Origin of the sequence: Pseudomonas sp. ME-P-057 (assembly GCF_030208975.1) — a bacterium.
Taxonomy (GTDB): Bacteria; Pseudomonadota; Gammaproteobacteria; order Pseudomonadales; family Pseudomonadaceae; genus Aquipseudomonas; species Aquipseudomonas lutea.
Window position 1 is genome coordinate 334,458 of the sequence record NZ_JARVSX010000011.1, and the last position, 21,155, is coordinate 355,612.

At 63.2% G+C, this 21,155-nt stretch carries 20 protein-coding genes; 5 read left to right on the plus strand and 15 right to left on the minus strand.

Going from position 1 to position 21,155, the window contains the following annotated elements; translation table 11 throughout:
- The first annotated feature begins 113 nt into the window (after positions 1–113).
- Positions 114–1,127, plus strand: coding sequence for a zinc-dependent alcohol dehydrogenase family protein (locus tag QRN48_RS05805; protein WP_285349385.1), 1,014 nt, complete (start codon positions 114–116; stop codon positions 1,125–1,127).
- A gap of 289 nt (positions 1,128–1,416) precedes the next feature.
- Positions 1,417–2,355 carry a PI-PLC domain-containing protein gene (locus QRN48_RS05810; RefSeq protein ID WP_285349387.1) on the plus strand — a complete coding sequence of 313 codons (939 nt, stop codon included), beginning with the start codon at positions 1,417–1,419 and terminating at the stop codon, positions 2,353–2,355.
- Here the strand turns inward: QRN48_RS05810 and QRN48_RS05815 are convergent.
- The 3 genes from QRN48_RS05815 to QRN48_RS05825 all read right to left on the minus strand — a co-directional run bounded on the left by QRN48_RS05815 (position 2,342) and on the right by QRN48_RS05825 (position 4,857).
- Positions 2,342–2,659: a hypothetical protein gene (locus tag QRN48_RS05815; RefSeq protein WP_037009467.1), complete on the minus strand. Its 318-nt coding sequence runs from the start codon at positions 2,657–2,659 to the stop codon at positions 2,342–2,344. The genes QRN48_RS05810 and QRN48_RS05815 overlap by 14 nt on opposite strands.
- A 254-nt stretch (positions 2,660–2,913) precedes the next feature.
- Positions 2,914–3,351: a DoxX family protein gene (locus QRN48_RS05820; protein ID WP_285349390.1), complete on the minus strand. Its 438-nt coding sequence runs from the start codon at positions 3,349–3,351 to the stop codon at positions 2,914–2,916.
- Between the two features lie 102 nt (positions 3,352–3,453).
- Positions 3,454–4,857 carry an MltF family protein gene (locus tag QRN48_RS05825; protein WP_285349391.1) on the minus strand — a complete coding sequence of 468 codons (1,404 nt, stop codon included), beginning with the start codon at positions 4,855–4,857 and terminating at the stop codon, positions 3,454–3,456.
- A 197-nt stretch (positions 4,858–5,054) separates the two neighbouring features.
- Between QRN48_RS05825 and QRN48_RS05830 the strand changes: the two genes are divergently transcribed.
- Both QRN48_RS05830 and QRN48_RS05835 read left to right on the plus strand, forming a co-directional pair.
- Positions 5,055–5,891, plus strand: coding sequence for a TatD family hydrolase (locus QRN48_RS05830; RefSeq protein ID WP_285349392.1), 837 nt, complete (start codon positions 5,055–5,057; stop codon positions 5,889–5,891).
- Between the two features lie 112 nt (positions 5,892–6,003).
- Positions 6,004–6,225, plus strand: coding sequence for a hypothetical protein (locus QRN48_RS05835; RefSeq protein WP_052074958.1), 222 nt, complete (start codon positions 6,004–6,006; stop codon positions 6,223–6,225).
- A gap of 155 nt (positions 6,226–6,380) precedes the next feature.
- Here the strand turns inward: QRN48_RS05835 and QRN48_RS05840 are convergent, their stop codons facing one another.
- The 12 genes from QRN48_RS05840 to kdpF form a co-directional block, all read right to left on the minus strand.
- Complete coding sequence (locus tag QRN48_RS05840; protein WP_285349394.1) at positions 6,381–7,175, minus strand: acyl-CoA thioesterase; 795 nt, start codon at positions 7,173–7,175, stop codon at positions 6,381–6,383.
- Between the two features lie 158 nt (positions 7,176–7,333).
- Complete coding sequence (locus tag QRN48_RS05845) at positions 7,334–8,113, minus strand: CHAD domain-containing protein (protein WP_191943710.1); 780 nt, start codon at positions 8,111–8,113, stop codon at positions 7,334–7,336.
- 21 nt (positions 8,114–8,134) lie between these two features.
- Complete coding sequence (locus QRN48_RS05850) at positions 8,135–10,135, minus strand: transglutaminase TgpA family protein (protein WP_285349396.1); 2,001 nt, start codon at positions 10,133–10,135, stop codon at positions 8,135–8,137.
- Between the two features lie 13 nt (positions 10,136–10,148).
- Complete coding sequence (locus QRN48_RS05855) at positions 10,149–11,105, minus strand: DUF58 domain-containing protein (protein WP_191943708.1); 957 nt, start codon at positions 11,103–11,105, stop codon at positions 10,149–10,151.
- A complete protein-coding gene (locus QRN48_RS05860) occupies positions 11,102–12,019 on the minus strand; it encodes an AAA family ATPase (protein WP_191943707.1) in 918 nt (305 codons plus the stop codon). Before QRN48_RS05860 ends, QRN48_RS05855 begins: the two co-directional genes overlap by 4 nt.
- Positions 12,020–12,177: 158 nt before the next feature.
- Positions 12,178–12,456: a hypothetical protein gene (locus tag QRN48_RS05865; protein ID WP_037009450.1), complete on the minus strand. Its 279-nt coding sequence runs from the start codon at positions 12,454–12,456 to the stop codon at positions 12,178–12,180.
- Between the two features lie 180 nt (positions 12,457–12,636).
- A complete protein-coding gene (locus tag QRN48_RS05870) occupies positions 12,637–13,326 on the minus strand; it encodes a response regulator (RefSeq protein WP_037009447.1) in 690 nt (229 codons plus the stop codon).
- Between the two features lie 61 nt (positions 13,327–13,387).
- Complete coding sequence (locus QRN48_RS05875) at positions 13,388–16,045, minus strand: DUF4118 domain-containing protein (protein ID WP_191943706.1); 2,658 nt, start codon at positions 16,043–16,045, stop codon at positions 13,388–13,390.
- Positions 16,046–16,097: 52 nt separating this feature from the next.
- The gene (kdpC, locus tag QRN48_RS05880) at positions 16,098–16,664 is read right to left on the minus strand and encodes a potassium-transporting ATPase subunit KdpC (RefSeq protein ID WP_191943705.1); all 567 of its coding nucleotides are present in this window, start codon (positions 16,662–16,664) and stop codon (positions 16,098–16,100) included.
- A 63-nt stretch (positions 16,665–16,727) separates the two neighbouring features.
- Positions 16,728–18,836 (minus strand): potassium-transporting ATPase subunit KdpB, encoded by a 2,109-nt coding sequence (gene kdpB, locus QRN48_RS05885; protein WP_502944569.1) that lies wholly within the window; start codon positions 18,834–18,836, stop codon positions 16,728–16,730.
- 10 nt (positions 18,837–18,846) lie between these two features.
- Positions 18,847–20,541: a potassium-transporting ATPase subunit KdpA gene (gene kdpA / locus QRN48_RS05890; protein ID WP_191943704.1), complete on the minus strand. Its 1,695-nt coding sequence runs from the start codon at positions 20,539–20,541 to the stop codon at positions 18,847–18,849.
- 5 nt (positions 20,542–20,546) lie between these two features.
- Positions 20,547–20,642 (minus strand): K(+)-transporting ATPase subunit F, encoded by a 96-nt coding sequence (gene kdpF / locus QRN48_RS05895; RefSeq protein WP_037009437.1) that lies wholly within the window; start codon positions 20,640–20,642, stop codon positions 20,547–20,549.
- Positions 20,643–20,936: 294 nt separating this feature from the next.
- Here kdpF and QRN48_RS05900 point away from each other — a divergent pair.
- Positions 20,937–21,155 (plus strand): hypothetical protein (locus QRN48_RS05900; RefSeq protein ID WP_285349408.1); only part of this gene is annotated, 219 nt, incomplete at its 3' end.

Here is a 21,155-nt window from a genome sequence, read left to right on the forward strand (position 1 = left end):
CACACAGGCGAATTGATAGCACGCATGTCGGGTATCGACCGACACACATAGTGCCGCAGGGTTGGCATCGATACAGTCGTCGCAACACTCAACGACAGGCATCGAGGTTTAAAATGTCACGCGCCATCAAATTCCATCGCTTCGGCAAAGCCGATGTCCTCAGTTGCGAGGAGCAACCTGACCGGGCCCCTGGGCCACGGGAAGTGCTCGTGCGTGCCGAGGCCATCGGCATCAGCTGGGACGATGTGTTGTGGCGCCAGAACCTGGCATTGGCACCTGTCCAGTTGCCTGCAGGACTTGGCAGCGAGATGGCCGGCGTTGTCGAAGCCGTGGGTGCTGACGTGGCCGACCTCAAGGTGGGCGACAAGGTGGCGAGCTTCAAGGCCATGAGCGCCAATCAATACCCGGTGTGTGGCGACCACGTGGTGGTGCCGCGCAATGCGCTGACGCGTTATCCCGAGGTCTTGAGCGCGGTGGAAGCCAGCGTTCATTACACGCCGATGCTGCTGGCCTGGTTTGCCTTTGAACTGGCCACCGTGCAACCGGGCCAGACAGTGCTGATTACCGACGCGACTTACAGCCCCGGCATTGCCTTCGTGCAGTTAGGCAAGGCGTTGGGCCTGCGGGTCATTGCCGCGACGGCCCACGCGCAAGACCGCGACTACCTGCTGGCCAACGGCGCCGAACGGGTGATCGTCACCGATGAAGACGACATCTGCCTGCGCATCGAATCCCTGACCCAAGGTCACGGCATCGAGGCGGTATTTGACGGACTGGGCGGCATGCAGATGTCGATGCTCGGCGACGTGCTGGCGCCACGCGGTAGCCTGGTGCTGTACGGTCTGCGCGGCGGCAACAAGACGCCCTTCCCCGCGCTGCAGGCTTTTCGCAAGAACATGCGCTTTTATGTGCATTGCCTGGAAAATTTCACCGGCAAGCCGGAGCTTGGCATCGAGCAGAATGAGCCTGCCGTGCAACGTGCCCTGCAGGGGATCAACGCGATGACAGCGGACGGTCTGCTCAAGCCGGACATTCATCGCACCTGGCCGTTCGAACAGTTCGGCAAGGCCCATCACCATCTGGACGATCATCCGGTACGCGGACGCGTGGTGCTCAAGGTCAAGTGAGCGGCATGCAAAGGCCTTGTCGCACGCACACCTCAACCGGGGCACCGCTCTCATAGAAAGCGGTAGGAGCGCGCTTGGCCGGGAAGCAGTCCCTGCACCCAACGCAGGTGTATCGCTCAAACCTCGGCAGCCACTTTGCGCCTTGGTGCTCTCACATCCGGCAACGGTTGGACCCCGCCCGCAGGATTGACGCCAGCGCAGCGACGGCCAGACTGGCTACAGGATTCGAGCGAAACATCGCTCAGGTTGCTCCGCCCAGGGAGCTCAAGACACGTCAAGGACTGACTGTATGACCCTCAACTTATCTGCTGCGGCGCGCCCAGCGCATTTCGACTGGATGGCGCAGACCCCCGAGCTCGGCGGGTTGCGTATCGACCAACTCATCTTGCCCGGCAGCCACAACGCCGGCAGCGACAAACTCTCCCCAAACTCAGGCATCCCCCAGGAAAAAGCTCAGGACGTCTCGCCACTGGAGCAGCTGCGCCAGGGCGTGCGCGCGCTGGACCTGCGCGTCGCCTTTTACGCCCGGTACGAGAGACATGACCCACGGCGATTCCAGCTGTTTCATCTGACCTCATCAGGCCGCAACGTAGTGGTCGACATCCTGCAGGCGGTTGACGGATTCTTTGCAGAACTGGAGAAAAATGGCGTGCCTGCGAAGGAAATGGTCATCCTGGACTTCCATCAGTTCAAGGATTTCTCGCCGCCCGTCCATGAGGAGTTCCAGAACCTGCTCATGCGCGGCCTGAAACCGAGGCCTGTGCCAACAGCCGTGAACGCGTGGTTGCTCGAGGACATCTGGCGTGACCATCCAGGCCAGAATGTCATCTTGGCCTACAACCATGGCGCGGCCAGCGAACACCTGTGGCGGGGCGTCAAACAGCGCTGGCCGGGACAGAACCTGTTCAACACCAACACCTTGAAAGCGTTCGTCAACGAAGTCGCGCTGGAGTACAAGCCGGAGGGCAGCCTGACCGCCATCCAATGCGCCAAGTACTCACTGCCGCTCCATGCCCCCACCGACCTGAGTCTGAAGATCAACCAGTGGTTCGCGTCGGAGGATGAACACAGCTTCATCCAGAACTTCTACATCATCAACACGGATTGGACGTTGCGCAGTGAACTGATTGCTCACTGCCGTCATGCCAACGAAATACGCGCGCGCTTCAAGCGCCAGCACCCTGACCAGCCCTTGCAACCCAAGCGAAGAGCGGTCAGCAGCGCGTGATCAAGCCCTGTCGAGCGACGCGGACCAGCTGGTGGATCACCGCCTGCGCGCGTTCGGCTGCAGGTGCCTGAATAACGGCCAGGTCGAACTGGTCGTTGCTGAAGCGCTCCAGGGCGTCGTCGGTTTCGATGAATTGAATGAGAAAGGCGTGCGGGCCGCCCTGTCGTCGCGGCCAGCCGTCCAGGTAACGCAGCAGGGTCGGCTGATGGGCTCCGCCAAGAAGGATTTGTGGATTACGACGATTGAACTGGCTGGCAATAGGTGCCAGGCGAACGAGGGGACGCGGGTGGGAATGACTGCTCATAGTGTCGTTTCTCTGCCTCATTGATCCGCTGGGCAGCGGTGAGAGGCAACACCGAACCAGCGCTTTAGCGGAATTTCGATAACCGGCCAGCGTTATCAGGCGCCCCGCAAGTAGCTGTTTAAATCGGCGCATGAGCAGCATCCTAGAGAAGCGATGCGGGCACTGTCAATCGACTGATTCGATCAACGTAGAGTCTGACCTGACGCACAAAAAATCCCGGTCTCCTCCGAGCCCGGGATTTTTGTCTGCAACGATCAGCGGCGTGCGATCAGGCGGTCCAGTGACAGCCGGCCTGCGCCCTCGAACAGCACGGCCACTGCGCCGGCGATCAGTGCCAAACCAAACTCGTACCCGTTGTTGGCCATGAACAGGCCGTTGTGGATGTGCACCGACAGGATCGCCACCACGAGCATCACGATTACGACCAAGGCAGCGGGCCTCGCCAGCAAGCCCAGGAACAAGGCCAGACCGCCGAAGAATTCCGCGCTGCCGGACATCAGCGCCATCAGGTAGCCCGGATTGAGCCCCAGGCTGGCCATGTATTGGCCGGTACCTTCCAGGCCGTAACCGCCAAACCAGCCGAACAGCTTCTGGCTGCCATGGGCCATGAGGATGATGCCGACCAGAATCCGCAGTCCGGTGATGCCAAAGCCGGCGTGGGTAGTGAAAAGCGATTTGAGTGAGGTGTTCATGGCGGTTAATTCCGTTTGATTTGAGAATGGCGCCATCATAATCGGATCTATAAATGTTACTACCGCAAAATACGCGTCATTTATATCGATTTTTCAGATTGGTTAACGAGACGACGGACGCTCAAGCGAACTGCGCGCCTGGTCGAACGCCAGGTAATACTTGTTCACGCTATTGACGTAGCTGACCACGTTCTTGCCGCCCTGCTCCAGCGCAACCCGTTCCACCTGAAAAAACCACTGATTGGGGTTGAGGCCTTGCCGCTTCGCTTCGGCGCGCATGCCTTGCACACGTTCCGGGCCCAGGTTGTAAGCCGCCAGCGTAAACGCCATGCGTTCGCGCTCGTTGATCTTCGGGCTGGCGAAGAACGTGCGGCGCAACATCGCCATGTAGCGGCTGGCCGCCTGCACGTTGCCATCCAGGTCTCGAATGTTGTCCACGCCCACACGCTGCGCGGCGGACGGCGTGATCTGCAGCAGGCCGGTGGCCCCGCTGCCGCCTTTGGCGACCGGGTTGAGCGCCGACTCTTTAAACGCCACTGCCGCGAGGTCGAGCCAGTCCATCTTCTGCTTGTCGGCGTGCAATTGCAGCGTAGGGCGCAGCTTTTCCAGGCGCTGACGGTCCTCGCGTGCCAGCGGGTTGTGAATCTGATAGCGGTCCTTGTAAGCGTTCTGAAACGCAACGTCCTGATTGCGGGGTGGCGAATAGGTTTGCAGGAACTGATCGACCGCACCGCGCAGCATCACCGCGTCCTTGCGCACGAACCAGTTCATGTCGCCTGGCTCACTCAAGGCCGCGGCGCGGTCGACACGCAGTTTGGGCATCACGCGCGCCCAGCGTTCGGCGATGGGTTGCTCGACCACAGTGAGGTGGTAAACGCCGGCCTGAACCATTTCCAGCACGTCTTCCACCGCCAGGCTCGGATCGACCCACTCGATCTTCACCGGCGGCAATTTGCGCAGGGCCAGTTTCTGATTGAGTTGCAGGATGGCTTCATCGGCAGCGCTGCCACTGGTCAGCATCAGCGTGCGCCCGGAAAGCTGTTCGGGGTGCTTGAGCGCGCGTTCGCCTTTCACGCCTACCACCACCAGCGGCACGTGGCTGACCACCGGTTGCGTGGCCTCGACATAGCGGGCAGCGCTGGCGTCCAGCAGTTCGCCCGGGGCGACAATATCGCCCTCCCCGCGCTGCAGTGCTGCAAGCAACTGGTCCTTGGCTTTGGGAATGAGCTTGAGGGAAACCTTCTGGCCATCGCGGGCATGGCTGTTGAGGTAGGTTTCGAACGCTTGCAGGCGACGACACTCGACGCCCAGCGGCTCACCCTGCACCTCTGCCGAGCTGTTGCGGCTCTGGTTGACCAGCACGCGCAACACTTTAGCGCTGCGTATCGCAGGCAGGTCACGCACCTGATTTTTCTTGATCACCACGGGCGGACCGGCGGGCCGTGGCGACGCATGGGTGGGAACCGCCACGACGCACAGCAGCGTGAACAGGGAGGCTCGGATCATTGATGCTCCGATGAACAGCCGAATAGGCGGCTTGAAGCCTGCGCCTGGCAGCCAGGTGGCTCACGGCGCGTGCAGCGGCGTGCGTCTGGTCGGGCGCTGTCACAGGATGTGGGTGATGCAAGCAGTTGGGCCTGCCTGTTTTTTATCGCACCAGTCGCTCTGGTATTCTTCTCGGCCTCTGGCCTGAAGGTAGCACCATGCAACTAATCGACATTGGCGTCAACTTGACCAACGCAAGCTTCGCCTCCCGCGAACGCGAGGTCGTGGACCGCGCGTACGCGGCCGGCGTCAGGCAGTTGATACTGACCGGGACCGACATTGAGGGCAGTGAACAGGCTCTTGCCTTGTCGCGCCGACTGGATGACAGCGGCGAGCGGCTGTTCAGCACTGCCGGTATTCACCCCCACTGCGCGAGTGCATGGACCCACGAAACCGAACGCCAGCTCAGGGCGCTGCTGGCGGAAAAATCCGTGTGTGCCGTCGGCGAATGCGGGCTGGATTTCAACCGTGACTTCTCTCCTCGCCCGCAGCAGGAAAAAGTGCTGGAAGCGCATCTGGCCCTGGCGGTGGAATTGCAGCTGCCGGTGTTCCTGCATGAGCGCGACGCTGATGAGCGCCTGCTCGCAATCCTGCGAGAATTCCGCGATCAGCTTCCGGCGGCCGTGGTGCACTGCTTCACCGGAGAGAAGCGTGCGTTGTTCAGCTACCTCGATCTGGACCTGCACATCGGCATCACCGGCTGGATTTGCGACGAACGCCGCGGGACACACCTGCACCTTCTGGTCCGGGACATTCCGCGCGGTCGTCTGATGCTGGAAAGCGACGCGCCGTACCTGCTGCCGCGCACCTTGCGGCCCAAGCCGAAGAACGGTCGCAACGAACCGGCGTATTTACCCGAAGTCCTGCGCGAAGTCGCACTGCATCGGCAAGAAACTCCAGCCGAGGTGGCAGCGCATACCACCGACTGCGCTCGCGAGTTCTTCGGGTTGCCAACCGTCTCGCACGCGGACGAACCCTCCTCCGCTGAGCGCTGATCTGCCGCCTATCAGGCTGATAGCAATCCTCGATTCGCTGGAGTGAACCTTGGCGCCTATTCTCACCTCTATCAAAAACACTTCTTATTCAGGTTTCAACGAGGGGAGCATCATGCCCAAGTTCATTACGGATCTTCATATCGGGGAATTCTTCAGCGGGTCGCGCAAGGAAGGTCTGCCTTCTAACGCTGTGCTGTCGTCACTGGCGTTCCCGCTGTCCATTGTCTCCGGCCTGCTGTTGCTGGACGGTGCCCTGAGCAGCAGCCTGACCTCAGCCGCCATCGGCATTTTAGGTCTGGTCGCCGCGCAAGCCATCAAAGCCAGAGGCCAGTAAACGGCCTCTGCGTGAAACGGTTCCAGGTCGTCACCAGCGAATGTCCGCTCCGCTGACGCCTGCCAGGTTAATCCGCAGCGCGACCAAGCTGCGACTGCGCCCACGCTGCAATCAGAACCCCGCTCATCGGCAGAACAGGCTTCAGATCCCGACTTTCAGCCAAACACCGTCACCGTCTGGCGGCTAATAGCTACCAGCTCCCCTTGTGGCCCCCACAGCGCCGCTGCGGTATGTCCATAGCCGTCACGGGCGTGCTCAATCTCGGCTCGATATTGCGTCCAGTCATGGGTCGTCATCGCGGGCAACGGCTGCACAAACTCAATCGTCCAGGTCAACGAGCTCCCCGGCGCAGGCTTATTCAGATGCGGCAGCACTGCGGGCGGCCAGGTGTCCACCAGCGCGAGCAGGTGCGCCTCGGTCAGAGGCTCCTCCTCTACGTCCCTCAAACGGGCGTAGCCGCCAATGGCTCTGGACGGCGTGCCGGAAAACGGCAGCCCGCCCAACGCCCAGCGCAGATCAATGTAGCGAAGGTATTCCGGCATGACGCCAGAAATGAAGGGAAAAGGCTGAATATCGCCCACCGCCTTGAACACCGGCGCAGGCTCGGCCTGGACGGAGACCCTCGACGCCCGGGGCGCGCCGAAGCTGCCCTGAATCAACGTCATGACTTCGCCGTTCTGCACAGCGCGCCCCAGTACTTGGCTGACCGCCTTGCCTTCGCGCAGCACTTCCACCTCAAAAGAAATGGGCGTGTCGATCGCTGGCGGCGCGACAAAACAGATTGCCAGTGAGCGGACCGGACGCTGGGACGACACCTTCGCGCGCATCGCTTCGTATCCCAATGCAGCCATCAGCCCGCCGAAGCAGGCCCTCCCCTGGGCCCAGGATGCGGGGATGGTTACGGATTGGGGGTGAGTACGTACGGCGTCGAGCAGCTCGGAGAATTTCATGCGCGTTCCAGGGTGGCAGGCGGTGTACACGGATGTTAACGAGGCAGGCGCCGCAGGACAGGGTCTATAAGTGCCAACCTGCGGACCAAAGCATCCTGTCCTGCCGGTCCTGCCTCGCCTTCGCCTTCGCCTTCGCCTTCAACGTTTTACGATGGCGCTTATCGAGGCGAATGCTTGCCAAAACAAGCCGTGTACAGCCGGTCCAATACTTCGTCGGACTTTTCCTCGGCGCGGCGAATTCCAAGCTCCCATCCCGCCACACAGGGCGCGAGGTCCTGCTGGTGCCGGGCCTGCTCCAGCCACTGCAGATGGTCGTGCCAGTCGCCCAGCGCGCCCTGCGCCACTTTCAAACGACGCTGCATGTTTTGGGGCTGATGACTCAATTTAGGATAAGCCTCGGCGGCGTAGCGCACGCGTTTGATCAGCAGGCGCAGACGGTGACGGTCATGGGCGGGGTCACCCATCGCCTGGCGCAGTTGTTTCCACTGTTTGTCCAGACGCTTTTCAATACGCGGCTGCAGCTTGTCCAGCAGACCATTGCGCTGCTGGGTGCGCAGCAGTGCTGGCAGCTGGTCCAGCACGCCAAGCAACCGATTGAGCTCGGTTGAGGTGGCAACATTGGGGCAGACTTTTTCCAGGTACTGGGCGCGTTTGGCCGCCGCCTGCGGCAAACCCTGCTCGGTCAGGAACGCGGCCAGCACCTGCATGTCCCGCAGCGGCGTGGTCAGCGCGCCGACGTCCTTTGCCGCCGCTTCGACTTGATCCAGGCCCGGCAAACCGCGCAGAGGTCGCAGCACGCTGCGCAGACGCCTGACAGTGGTGCGCAAGTCGTGCAGCGCCTCACTGTCGGTGGACGCTTCCAGCCGCGCGTGGCAGGCCAGCAATTTGATGTTAAGGCCGATAATCTCGGCAACCAGGTGATCAACCATCGCTGACATTAAACACTCCTTGGCTGTTGATTAAGGCTGTTTGTCCTTCAACGAAGACAAACGCCACGGCAAGCTGCGGCGCAGGGATTTGAGGTGCTGGTGCAGCGTCGCCTGAGAACCACCTCCTCCGGCATAGCGCTGAGCCTGAAACTCCCGCACAAACGCTTCGATGGCCTGCGCCTGTGCGGGAAGCCGCTCGCCGGCGCGCCGGGCAAACGCCTGGGCACCCTCACCCGGCTGCCGCTTAAGACCCTGCCGGGCCAGCAGACGTTCGAAACGGTTGAACACACGCAACTGGAAATCGCTCTGGCGCTGCCACGGTTTAAGCAGCCACAGCGCCAGCAGCCCGAGAATGATCATCGCCCCCGCCGCGAACACCGGCGCCTGAAACCCGGAAAACCAGCGCCCCAGTACCTGCAGTTGCTGCTGGCCCTGATAACCCAGCACCCAGCGCTGCCAGCCGTAATTGAGGCTGTCCCAACTCATGCGAATCGAATTCAGCCACGCCAGGTTTCGGTAGCGCAGCGCCGACATGGGCGAGTCCCCGAGGAACTCCTCGTCCGCGGCGAGCGCCTGTTCAAGGCCTTGCTCGACACGCATCGGTGCGACCGCCGCCGTCGGGTCGACACTGCGCCAGCCCACGCCCGCTTGCCAGTATTCAACCCAGGCGTGCGCATCGAACTGGCGCACGCTGAGGTAGTTGCCGTCAGGATTCAGTTCGCCGCCTTGATAACCGGTGACAACCCGGGCTGGCACCCCCGCCGCACGCAACGCAAAGGTCATCGCCCCGGCGTAGTGCTCGCAGAAGCCGGCGCGGCTGCCGAACAGGAAGTCATCGACACTGTTGGCACCCAGGGATGGCGGCTTGAGGGTGTAGCGGAACGGCTGCGCGGTGAAATACGCAAGCAGCGCATCCACCACCGCGTCGGCTGCGCCATGGTGACGGTGCAGGTCGGCTGCCCACTCGCGCACTTGCGGGTTGCCTCTGGCCGGCAATTGCAACGCCTGTAGACGAGCGCCTTCGCTGAGCACTGTCTCGCGCACCGCATCGGGCCAGGACTCAGCGCTGTACAGCATCGATTGCTCAACCGGACGTCGACGCTGCCAGCGGAAATCGCTCATCTGGCGCACGCCGGCCAGATCGGTTTGCCCGACGTCCAGCGTCATTAGCCAGGGCTTGCCGGTCGGTTCCAGTACCACGCTGTAGCGCACGCTCGGGCCTTCACGGCGCCAGGACGGTGCATCCGGCACCTGCGCCCTTGAAGATTGCGACCAGCGCCGGCCGTCGAACTGGTCAAGCGTCAGCGCTCGCCAGTACAGTTGATGACGGGGCGGCGGCGGACCCTCAAAGCTGGCGCGAAACGCCAACGCAGCGGATTTGCTCAGCTCGGCGATGTCACCCGGCGTCATGCTGTCGGAAAGGCCGGTCTGCGCTTTGTTGCTTGGCTGCGGCAAGGACCACAGCGGGTCAAGCCGTGGGAAGAACAGGAACAACAGCACCATCAGCGGCACGGCCTGCAGGAGTAACTTGCCCGACAATTTCAATGTCGCGGCTGGCCTGCTTGAGACGCTCGACTGCTGCAGGCCGATCAGCGCGGCCAGCAGCGTGGTGATCGGCAGCAGAGTAAACAGGCCCCAGAGCAACGAGTCTTCAAACAGATAACCGACCGCGATGCAAAAAAAGCCGAGAAAAATCAGCACCAGGGCATCGCGTCGGGTGTGCATTTCCAGCAGCTTCAGGACGAAGGCCGCGATCAGCAAAGCCGCCCCTGCGTCCAGGCCGATCAGGCTGCCGCGCGCCAGGTAAATCCCGCCGGCGGTACCGACCAGCAGCCCCGCCTTGATCCAGGTGCCGGGCATGCGCACGCGCATCCGAAAGATCTGAATGCGCCAGAACGAGCACGCCAGCCAGAGGACCAGCAAGGCCACGGGCACATGCAGCGAAAACGGCACGATCACCAGCGCCTGGGCGATCAACAACCAGTTGAGGCTGACGCGCGGGATGGGCTTGCCCAGGCTTGCGGACGTCATGGCTGTGGCCTGTTCATGCCCGCACCCCGTACAGCGCCAGCTGGCGCAAACACGTCTCGCGATGGGCGTCACCGCTGTCCACGGCCGAAACGAAGCCTGGCAGACGCAACGCAAAAGGCCGCTGGCGACGGGACAGCTCCAGCACCCAGTAGCAAAGCCGCGACAGCCGTTCTTCGATGTCACCGCCCAACGCCATGAAATCCAGGCACAGGTCGTGGCCGCTGAGGTCGCTGAACTCCTTGACCATCAGCGCCTGCCCGCGCGACCAGGCTTTCCAGTGCATGCGTCGCGTCGAATCACCCGGCTGCCACAGGCGCAGGCCCTGATAGTCATCGACGCCCGGCCCTGTCGTGGCGTGCCCCTCGTCCTCGGCGTGGGGCTGCACGCCCTGCAGCAGCGGCATCGTCCCGGCCAACGGCCTCGGGTAGATCAGCACTGTCTGTTCGAGATCCAGCCAGCTCCAGGCGCGGAAGATGCCCAGCGGGAACACACTCTCCACCCGCAACCGCGGCGCCCGCAGCCACCCGCGCTGGAGGGCCGGCAGCGTCAGGCCCACCTCCACCTGACAATCGGCCGGTACGTCCGTCTGCTCCAGCTGTTCGCTGCTCCAGCCCAGGGCAATAGCCTGATGCCCCGGACCCGAGCTTTCAAGACGCAAGCGCAATTGCACCGGCTCGCCGACGAACACCGAGCGTGCGTGGCCGCCACTGAGGATCAACCCGCTGACGTTGCGATAGGTGTGCAGAATCGCCAGCACACCGACTGACAGCATGAGGAAGGTCAAACCGTAAGCCAGGCTGTTCTGGTAATTGATCGACACCAGCAACAGCAGAATCAGGACGAGCGCGTACGTCCCCCCTACGCGGGTGGGCAGGATAAAGATTCGGCGGTGGTCCAGCTCGACCCGCGACGCTGGCGGGATTCGGCGTCCCAGCCAGCGCTGCCAGTACGGTTTGAACGGTTCGATCACAGCACCGGCACCTCACGCAGTAACCATTGCACCAGAGCGCCGCCGCCATGTCCGGTCGGGTCCGTGCGCTCGCGCAAGCGGTGGCCGATGACCGCGGGAAGAATGGCTTGCACGTCTTCAGGGATCACGTAGTCGCGGCCGGCGAGCAGCGCCCAGGCCCGTGCCGCCGACAACACAGCCAGGCTGGCCCGGGGCGACAGGCCATAGGCAAATTGCGGCTGGCTGCGTGTGGCATCGACCAGGCGCAGCACGTAATCGACCAGCGCGTCGCTGGCCCGCACCTGCCGCACCTCTTGCTGAAGCAAGGCAAGCTCGGCGTGATCCAGCAATGGCTCGATACGCGGCAGCAGGTCGCGCCGGGATTCGCCCAGCAGCAGGGCTTTCTCCGCAGCGCGGGCGGGATAGCCCAGGGAAAGGCGCATTAAAAAACGGTCCAGCTGCGATTCGGGCAACGCGAACGTTCCGCCCTGACTGAAGGGGTTCTGTGTGGCGATGACAAAAAACGGGTCCGGCAACAGGCGGGTGGCGCCCTCGATGGTGACCTGCCCCTCTTCCATGGCTTCCAGCAGCGCGCTTTGGCTCTTGGGGGTGGCGCGGTTGATTTCGTCCGCCAGCACCAGTTCGGCGAAGATCGGTCCGGGGTGAAAAGTGAATTGCCCGGTCTCCCGGTCAAACACAGAGGTGCCGAGGATGTCCCCCGGCAGCAAATCGGACGTGAACTGAATGCGTTGAAAACTCAGGCCGAGCACCCGGGCCAGGGTGTGGCTCAGGGTCGTCTTGCCCATGCCGGGCAAGTCTTCAATCAGAAGATGCCCGCCCCCCAGCAGGCAGGTCAGCGCGAGCCTGACCTGAGGTTCCTTGCCCAGCACCACTTCGTTGACTGCGTTGAGACACGCATCCAGTTTTCTGCCCATCGGAAGGCCTCCCCAGGCGACTGCTCATGGCTGATAGGACTGCAACAAATGCCAGACGTGCAGCCACTGTAAAGTCAGCGTAGGCCTTTTCGCCAGAGTGAGATGGGGGAATTGGAGGGCCGCATCGCGGTGGCATGCACCGCGCGGGCAACAGCGGGTCAACGACCGGCGCGGGACTCACGGATGTAGAAGCGGGCTTTCTCGGCTTTCTCGGAACAACCCTCGAAAGCCTCGAACTGCTGCTGGGTCTTGGCACCGGTCAGCAGCGACAGGGCCTTGGAGTAGCTGACCGTGCCGGCGAAACCTTCGGCCTTGGCCAGATCAAGCTCGTGCCAGGCGCCGTCAAGGTTGGTCGCACAACTGTCACGGTAGGCCGTTTTGCCGGCGCAACCGGTGAGAACCAACGCCAACAGGGGCAGGCAGATCCAGGCTTTCATGGGGTGTTACCTCAACTAGGGAAATCAGCGATGCGGCTTTGACGGTGCGGCCCGGTAAAAGTGCCGCAGCGCAGGGAGAGGCACAATAGCGGTTTAGACCGTCGCGGTGTGATGAATCGGTTGCCTGATTCAAGCTGATTAATCACCTGATCCGGGCGTGCCTCGCAATCGCATCTTCTGTCACACATTCACCAGCCGATAGCCAACGCCCGCTTCCGTGAGGATGTAGCGCGGCGCGGCAGGGTCGTCGCCCAGCTTTTGCCGCAGGTGACCCACCACGATTCGCAGATAATGGGTGTCCTCGACATGGGTCGGGCCCCAGATGTCCTTGAGCAGCTGCTGCTGGGTGATCACTCGCCCCGGATGTCGCGCCAGCTGCGCCAGCACTGCGTATTCCTTGCGGGTCAGCGCTACCTCGGCAGCCTCCAGGGACACCCGTCGGTACGCCAGGTCGATGTTCAGCGCGCCGATCACCACCGCCGATTCCGCCTGACTGCCCTCCGGTGCCTGACGCAACAGCGCCCGCACGCGCGCCAGAAACTCCTGGATCCCGAACGGTTTGGTCACGTAATCGTTGGCACCGGAGTCCAGTGCGCGGACCTTTTCACCCTCGCTGGCACGCACCGAGAGCACCAGCACCGGCACGTTCGACCATTCACGAAACTGGCTGAGCACGTCCTGCCCGTCCATGTCCGGCAGGCCCAGGTCGAGCACCAGCAGGTCGGGTTTGTTGAGCGCCGCCTGGGTCAGGCCATCACCGCCGGTCCCCGCCTCCAGCACTTTGTAGCCTTGTGACGCGAGGCTGATGCGCAGAAATTTGCGGATCTGCGGCTCGTCGTCAATCACCAGAATGGTCGCCGTCTGGCTCATGGGTGTCCTGTCATGGGTAAGACTCAGTTTCACAAGGGCGTCAGAGTAGCGCAAAGCCTATTCAGACCGCCTGGTCCATTTCTGCTTCGGGCTGTGTTTGCAGGGGCAGGTGCAGGCTGATACAGGTGCCATGGCCGTCAATGCCCTCCGCCACGCTGATGCGTCCGCCGTGGGCGCCGACCATGCCCTGACAAATCGCCAGACCCAGCCCGGTGCCCTGCCCGCCCCGGTCCCCGCGCGCAGCGGTGTAGAACATGTCGAAAATCTTCGCGCGCTCGTTTTCGGGAATTCCCGGTCCTTCGTCGCTCACGGCGAATACCAGTGTTCCCTCCTCCTCGCTGACGCCTAGCTGCAATCGGCCGTTGACGGGCGAAAAGCGCGCCGCATTCTCGATCACGTTGATCAGTGCCTGCTCGATCAGCGCAGCGTGCACATACAGCAGCGGCAACTCGGTGGGCACATGAGTGCTGACCTGCAACGGTGCCAGCACCGCACGCAACCGGTTGAGCGCGCTGCCGACGATATCACCCGGCGACACCCAGTCCCGCGCCAGCTTTAGCGCACCATGGCCAAGGCGTGTCATGTCCAGCAGGTTCTGAATGTAGCGATCCAGACGCTCGGCCTCGTCCCGGGTGCCTTCGAGCAGTTCACGGCGATCGTCCAGCGGAATCGCCTCGCCCAGCGCCAGCAGGCTGTCGATGCTGCCACGCATGGCGGTCAGCGGGGTGCGCAGGTCGTGGGACACCGAGGCCAGCAACGCGCTGCGCAGTTGCTCGGTTTCGCCGTGCAGACGCGCGGCTTCAAGGTCCTCGGCCAGCCGCGCCCGTGCCAGCGCCTGCCCCAACGGCTGACTGAGGGCGGTGAGCAAGCGTCGCCGCTGGACGCTGAAGCTCTGGCCCTGTTTGGCACGGATGCCCAGTAACGCCAACGGTGCGTCGTCGACCCACAGCGGCAGCCACCACCAGTGACTCGACGGCAACGTGCCAGTACCCTTGCCCGCCGGTTGACCGTGCTGCCACGCCCAGTCGGCCGCCGCGCGCTCAGGTTCGGAGAACTCCAGCGGCCCGCCCACCTCGACCTTCCAGCCCTGCTCGCGGTCGATGTCCAGCACGCACAACTGCACTTCGCTCCAGCCGGCCAGATGATGATCGGCGGCAGACAGCACCGCCTGGCGGTCCGTGGCCGCGGTCAAACGTCGCGACAGGTCGAGCAACTCGCTGGTCTCTTCCTGGGTATCGCGCAGCGCTTGCAACTGGCGGCGTTGGCGCGCCGCGAGGTTGCCGGTCAAGGCCGCCATCAACAGAAAGAACAGCAACGTCAGCACGTCTTCCTCGCGCTGGATGCTCAGCGAGAAATTCGGAGGAATGAAGAGAAAGTCATAGGCGAGAAAGGACAGCACCGAACAGACCATCGCCGGGCCGACACTGCTGCGCACGGCCACCAACAGGACGGCGGCGAGAAACACCAGGGAAATATTGGGCAGCGCCAGCCAGCTCGCCACCGCCCAGGCCAGCGCACTGGCGCCAAGGGTGGCAACCAGCGCCAGGGCGTAATCGAACCATACCAGCGTGCGTGGCGATGTGGATTGCGGCTGATCGGGGCGTGACTCGCTGTCGAGCACGTTGATTTCCAGCCCGTGGGCATTGCGCAACAGGCGCGACGCCAGACCGCCACCCAACAGACGACGGCGCAGAGACGGCCGCGACTGCCCGACCAGCACGAGGCTGGCACGGCGTTCGGCGGCGTGTTGAATCAGGGTTTTCGCCACCTCTGCCGCGCGCAGCACCACCACCTCGCCACCCAGCCGTTCGGCCAACTGCTGCGCGCCTTGCAAACGAGTTCGCGCCAGTTCGTCGATAAAGCGTCCGTTATCGACATGCACCAGACTCCACGGCAGATGCCGGCGTTGCGCAACGCGGCTGGCATGACGCACCAGACGCTCGGCCTGGGCGTCGCCGTCGATACCGACCAACAGACGACCACGCACTGCCGGCGCAGCCCGCCCCAATTGCCGGTAGCCCAGCGCCAGGTCGTCATCCACCTGCGCGGCGGCGGTCTGCATCGCCATTTCCCGCAGCGCAGTGAGGTTGGTCTGGGTGAAAAACGCATCGATGGCAGCCCGCGCCTGCTCGGGCACGTAAACCTTGCCGTCGCGCAGACGCTCCAGCAGTTCGCGCGGCGGCAAGTCGATCAGCACCAGCTCATAGGCTTCCTGCAGCACCCAGTCGGGCAGCGTCTCGCGGACCTGCACGCCGGTGATGCCGCGCACTTGATCGTTGAGGCTTTCCAGGTGCTGGACGTTGACCGTGGTGTAAACGTCGATCCCGGCAGACAGCAGTTCCTGAATATCCTGCCAGCGCTTGGCGTGCCGGCTGCCGGGTGCATTGCTGTGAGCCAGTTCGTCGACCAATACCAGTTTCGGCCTGGCCGCCAGCAGACCGTCGAGGTCCATTTCTTCGAGCATGACGCCCCGGTATTCGGTGCGCAGCATCGGCTGTTGCGGCAGACCGCCGAGCAACGCTTCGGTCTCGGCACGACCGTGGGTCTCGACGACACCGGCCAGCAGCGCAACACCCTGGCGCATCTGCGAATGCGCGGCCTGAAGCATCGCGTAAGTCTTGCCCACCCCCGGCGCCGCGCCGAGAAACACCTTCAGCCGCCCGCGATCGTCCCGGGGCAGGTTGACCAGCAAGGCGTCGGCGCGGTTGGTTGAGTTCACGGAAGATTATCCTGGTGCAGGGTGATAGTGGCGGGTGCGGCGCCTCACGGCGTCAGTTCGCGACCTTGCCAGACGGTAACCGATCCAGACCGAGATTCAAGTCCAGCACGTTCACCACCGGCGGGCCGATCAATGAGGTGCGGGTGTTCTCGGCGACCATTTTCTGGACTGCTTCACGCGGCAGGTTGCGCGCCGCGGCGATACGCGCCACCTGGTAGTCCGCCGCTGCGGGCGACAGATGCGGGTCAAGGCCGCTGCCGGAGGTGGTCAGCAGGTTCAGTGGCACCGCGCCCTGATTTTCGACCTTCTCCCTGGCCGCATCCTCACCGACCCGCGTGGCCAGCGCCGGATTGCTGGGCGACAGGTTACTCGCACCGCTCGCCACCGTGGCATACGCGCCGGCGGAAGGACGTGGGTGGAACCACTCCTCGCCGGTGAAACTCTGGGCAATCAATTCCGAGCCGCGCACCTTCTCATGGTCGTCGTAGACCAGGCTGCCGTTGGCCTGTTCGGGAAACGCTACCTGAGCGACACCGGTCACCACCAGCGGGTAAGCCACGCCGGTGATCAGGGTCATCAGAACGATCAGGCTCACGGCCGGACGCAATACGCTGGACATCATTCATTCCTCGTGTGAAGTGAGCGCCGCGCGGGATCATTCACCGCGCAGCACGATCAAGGGTTAAACCAGGTGCAAGGCTGTCAACAGCAGGTCGATCGCCTTGATGCCCACGAACGGCACCACCAGCCCGCCCAGCCCGTACACCAGCAGATTGCGTCTCAGCAAATGCGCAGCGCTCGCGGCCTGCACACGGACACCGCGCAACGCCAGCGGAATCAGCACCACGATGATCAGCGCGTTGAACACGATGGCCGACAGGATCGCGCTTTGCGGGCTGGCCAGGTGCATGATGTTGAGCACGCCCAGCTGCGGGTAGATCGCCGCAAACAACGCCGGCAGGATGGCGAAGTACTTGGCCACGTCATTGGCGATGGAAAAAGTCGTCAGCGCGCCGCGGGTCACCAGCAATTCCTTACCGATCTGCACCACGTCCAGCAGCTTGGTGGGGTCGCTGTCCAGGTCAACCATGTTGGCGGCTTCCCGCGCGGCCTGGGTGCCATCGTTCATCGCCATGCCGACATCGGCCTGGGCCAGGGCCGGGGCGTCGTTGGCGCCGTCGCCGCACATGGCCACCAGACGACCGTCGTTCTGCTCCTGCCGGATGCGCTCCAGTTTCTTCTCGGGCGTGGCTTCGGCCAGCACGTCATCAACGCCCGCCTCTGCCGCGATCGCCGCCGCGGTCAGCGGGTTATCGCCCGTCACCATCACGGTGCGAATGCCCAGTTTGCGCAGCTCTTCGAAGCGCTCGCGAATGCCTGGCTTGACCACGTCCTTCAGATGGATCGCGCCCAGCAGCTTGCCGTCGCCGCAGACCAGCAACGGGGTGCCGCCGGTTTTGGCGATCTTGTCGATTTCGCGAGCCAGCACCGGTGGCAGATCACTGCGGTCACGGCCGAGGAACTTCAGCAGCGAATCCACCGCGCCCTTGCGGTAGACACGGCCCTGGAAATCAACGCCGGACAAACGGGTTTCTGCGGTGAAAGGCACGGCGGTCAGCTGACTCGCCGCTGGCTCCGTCATGGGGTGCGAGGCGCGCAGGTACTCGACAATGGATTTGCCTTCGGCGGTGTCATCGGCCAGCGACGCCAGCAGCGTGCCCTCGCTCAGCTCTTTGGGCGATACGCCCGGCGCGGCATACACCGCCGAGCAGCGACGGTTGCCGAAAGTAATGGTGCCGGTCTTGTCCAGCAGCAGCACATGAACGTCGCCCGCTGCCTCTACCGCGCGGCCGGACTTGGCGATGACATTCAGCCGTACCAGGCGGTCCATGCCGGCGATACCGATGGCCGACAGCAAGCCGCCAATGGTGGTCGGAATCAGGGTCACCAGCAGCGCCACGAGGAACACCAGCGGCAGGTTACCGCCGGCAAAGTGCGCGAACGGCTGCAGCGTCACGACCACCAGCAGGAAGATCAGGGTCAGGCCGATCAGCAAGATGTCGAGGGCGACCTCGTTAGGAGTCTTCTGCCGCTTGGCGCCTTCTACCAGCGCGATCATGCGGTCCAGAGTGGATTCGCCCGGGTTGGCGCTGATGCGCACCAGCAGCCAGTCCGACACCAGTCGAGTATTGCCCGTGACAGCAGAACGGTCGCCACCGGATTCACGAATCACCGGGGCCGATTCACCGGTGATCGCCGCTTCGTTGACCGCGGCAATGCCTTCGATGACCTCGCCATCACCCGGGATCAATTCCCCGGCTTCGACGCGGACCACATCGCCCTTGCGCAGGGTGGCAGCGTTGACCATCCGCTGCTGGCCGTTGGCATCTTGCAGCCTGGCCTTCAGGCCTTCGGTGCCGGCTTTCAGGCTGTCGGCGCGGGCCTTGCCACGGCCTTCGGCCAGGGCTTCGGCGAAGTTGGCGAACAGCACGGTGAACCACAGCCAGACCGCGATCTGCACGGCGACCGACGTCGGCACTGCAGGATCAGGAATCAGGCACAGCACGGTGGTCAGAATGGCGGTCAGTTCGACCACCAGCATCACCGGCGCCCGTTGCAGCTGACGCGGATCGAGCTTGACGAACGCCTGGACCAGCGCCGGGCGCCACAGTGCGGCGAACCCGGTTTTGGCTGGGGCGCTTGCGGGCTGCTGGCCATGACCGGGCACGGCCGTGTTGCTGGCCGGGGCGTTGCTGTCCGGGCTCTTTGTTACAGGGGCTTGCATGTTCATGGTGTGGTCCTCAGAAGCCCAGGCTCAAGTGTTCGGCAATCGGTCCCAGTGCCAGCGTCGGCAGGAACGTCAGGCCACCCACGAGCAGAATGGTCATGGTCAGCAAGGTAACGAACAGCGGGCCATGGGTCGGAAAGCTGTTCTGGCCGAGCGGGGACGTCTTCTTGGCCGCCAGACTGCCCGCCAGCGCCAGCACCGGCAGGATGTAGCCGAAGCGGCCAATGAACATCGACAAGCCCAGCATCAGGTTATGAAAGGTGGTGTTGGCGCTGAAGCCACCGAAGGCCGAGCCGTTGTTGGCGGTTGCCGAGGTATAGGCGTACAGCAACTGACTGAAACCGTGGGCGCCAGGGTTGCTCACTGCACCCGCCGGGCCCGGCAAGCTGGCGGCCAGCGCGCCGAACACCAGCACGCCAACCGGCATCACGATCAGCGTCGCCACCAGTAACTTGACCTCACGGGCCTGAAGCTTCTTGCCCAGGTATTCCGGGGTGCGGCCGATCATCAGGCCCGCCAGGAACACCGCGATCAGCACGTTGAGCAACATCCCGTAGAGGCCTGCGCCAACGCCGCCGAAGATCACCTCACCGACCATCATGTTGGCCAGGGCGATCATGCCGGTCAGCGGGTTGAGGCTGTCGTGCATGCCATTGACCGAACCGTTGGAAGCAGCCGTCGTGGTCGCGGCCCAGAGCACGGTAGCGGTGGTTCCGAAGCGCGTTTCCTTGCCCTCCATCGGCGCGGCCTGCTCGACCGAGGCGATGTTCAGCGCAGGGTTGGGCTGATACTCGGACCACATGGCCGTTGCGCCACCGATCAGAAACAGCGCCAGCATGCAGGCGATGATTGCGCGGCTCTGACGCATGTCCTTGACGTAATGGCCGAAGGTGAAGACCAGCGCCACCGGGATCAAGATGATCGACACCAGCTCGAACAGGTTGCTCCAGATGGTCGGGTTTTCGAACGGGTGCGCCGAGTTGACGCCGAAGAAACCGCCGCCGTTGGTGCCCAGTTGCTTGATCGCAATCTGGCTGGCCGCAGGGCCCAGGGGAATGGTCTGATCGGTGCCCTGCAGGGTCACGGCATCAACGTAGTGCGCGAAGGTCTGCGGCACGCCCTGCCAGACCAGCAGCAGCGCCAGCACCAGGCACAGCGGCAGCAGGCCATACAAGGTTGCACGGGTCATGTCCGCCCAAAAGTTGCCCAGATGCTGAGTCGAGCGGCGGCTGATGCCCCGGCAAAACGCGACCAGCACGGCGATGCCGGTGGCGGCGCTGACGAAGTTCTGCACGGTCAGGCCGGCCATCTGGCTCAGGTAACTCAGCGAGGCTTCGCCGCTGTAGCTCTGCCAGTTGGTGTTGGTGACGAAGCTCATTGTGGTGTTGAACGCCAGCGACCATTCCATCCCCGGCAGGCCCTGAGGATTGAGCGGCAACGACCCTTGCATCAGCAGGATCGCAAACAACACGACAAACCCCGCCAGGTTGAAGGCCAGCAGGGCCAGTGTGTAGGTTTTCCAGTTTTGCTCGACCTTGGGGTCGACGCCCGCCAGGCGATAACAAACGCGCTCGACCGGGCCCATGACCGGGGTCAGAAAGGTCCGCTGACCTTCCATCACGTTGTAGTAAAACCGTCCCAGCAGCGGCGCGGGCAATAGCACCAGGGCGAAAAACGCCAGTATCAGCAGGTAGTCATAACCGTGCATGGCCGTCACTCCTCGACCCGGCCGGCACGCAGCAGCGCCACCAGCAAGTACACGAACAACCCTGCTGCCAGCAGCAGTGACACCCCATCCAGAACGCTCATGAAAAACTCTCCGTCATACGGCGACTGCCGTGTGGGGCAATTGTGTTCAGTGAGGGTGTAAAGGAACGAGAGCGACGGGGGTCTGGGGGCATAAAGAAAGCGTAAAGAGTGAATAAAACAGACCGTTTACAAGCTTTACACCGTAGGCATATCCGTTATTTGTGGGTGGAGTTGTTATGGTTCCGCCCTTACGGCGGGTCACTTTTGGCAAAAGCGCCCCAAAAGTAACCCAAAACGCTTTGCTCCTGGTTAGGTCCCTCCTGCGTCGGGATTCCCTCACTTCGACGACGCTCCGTGGGCCAGCGCCGAACGGACATCCATGTCCTGACGGCGCTCTCGCCGCATCCATGCGGCTCGACCCACTGCGCGTCGTCTACGTTCGGCCTGCACCCAAGTCGCGGTTGGCGGCGTCCGGACTTTCTGTGTATGAAGATCAAGATCAAGATCAAGATCAACGGCAACGGCAACGGCAACGGCAACGGCAACGGCAACGGCAACGGCAACGGCAACGGC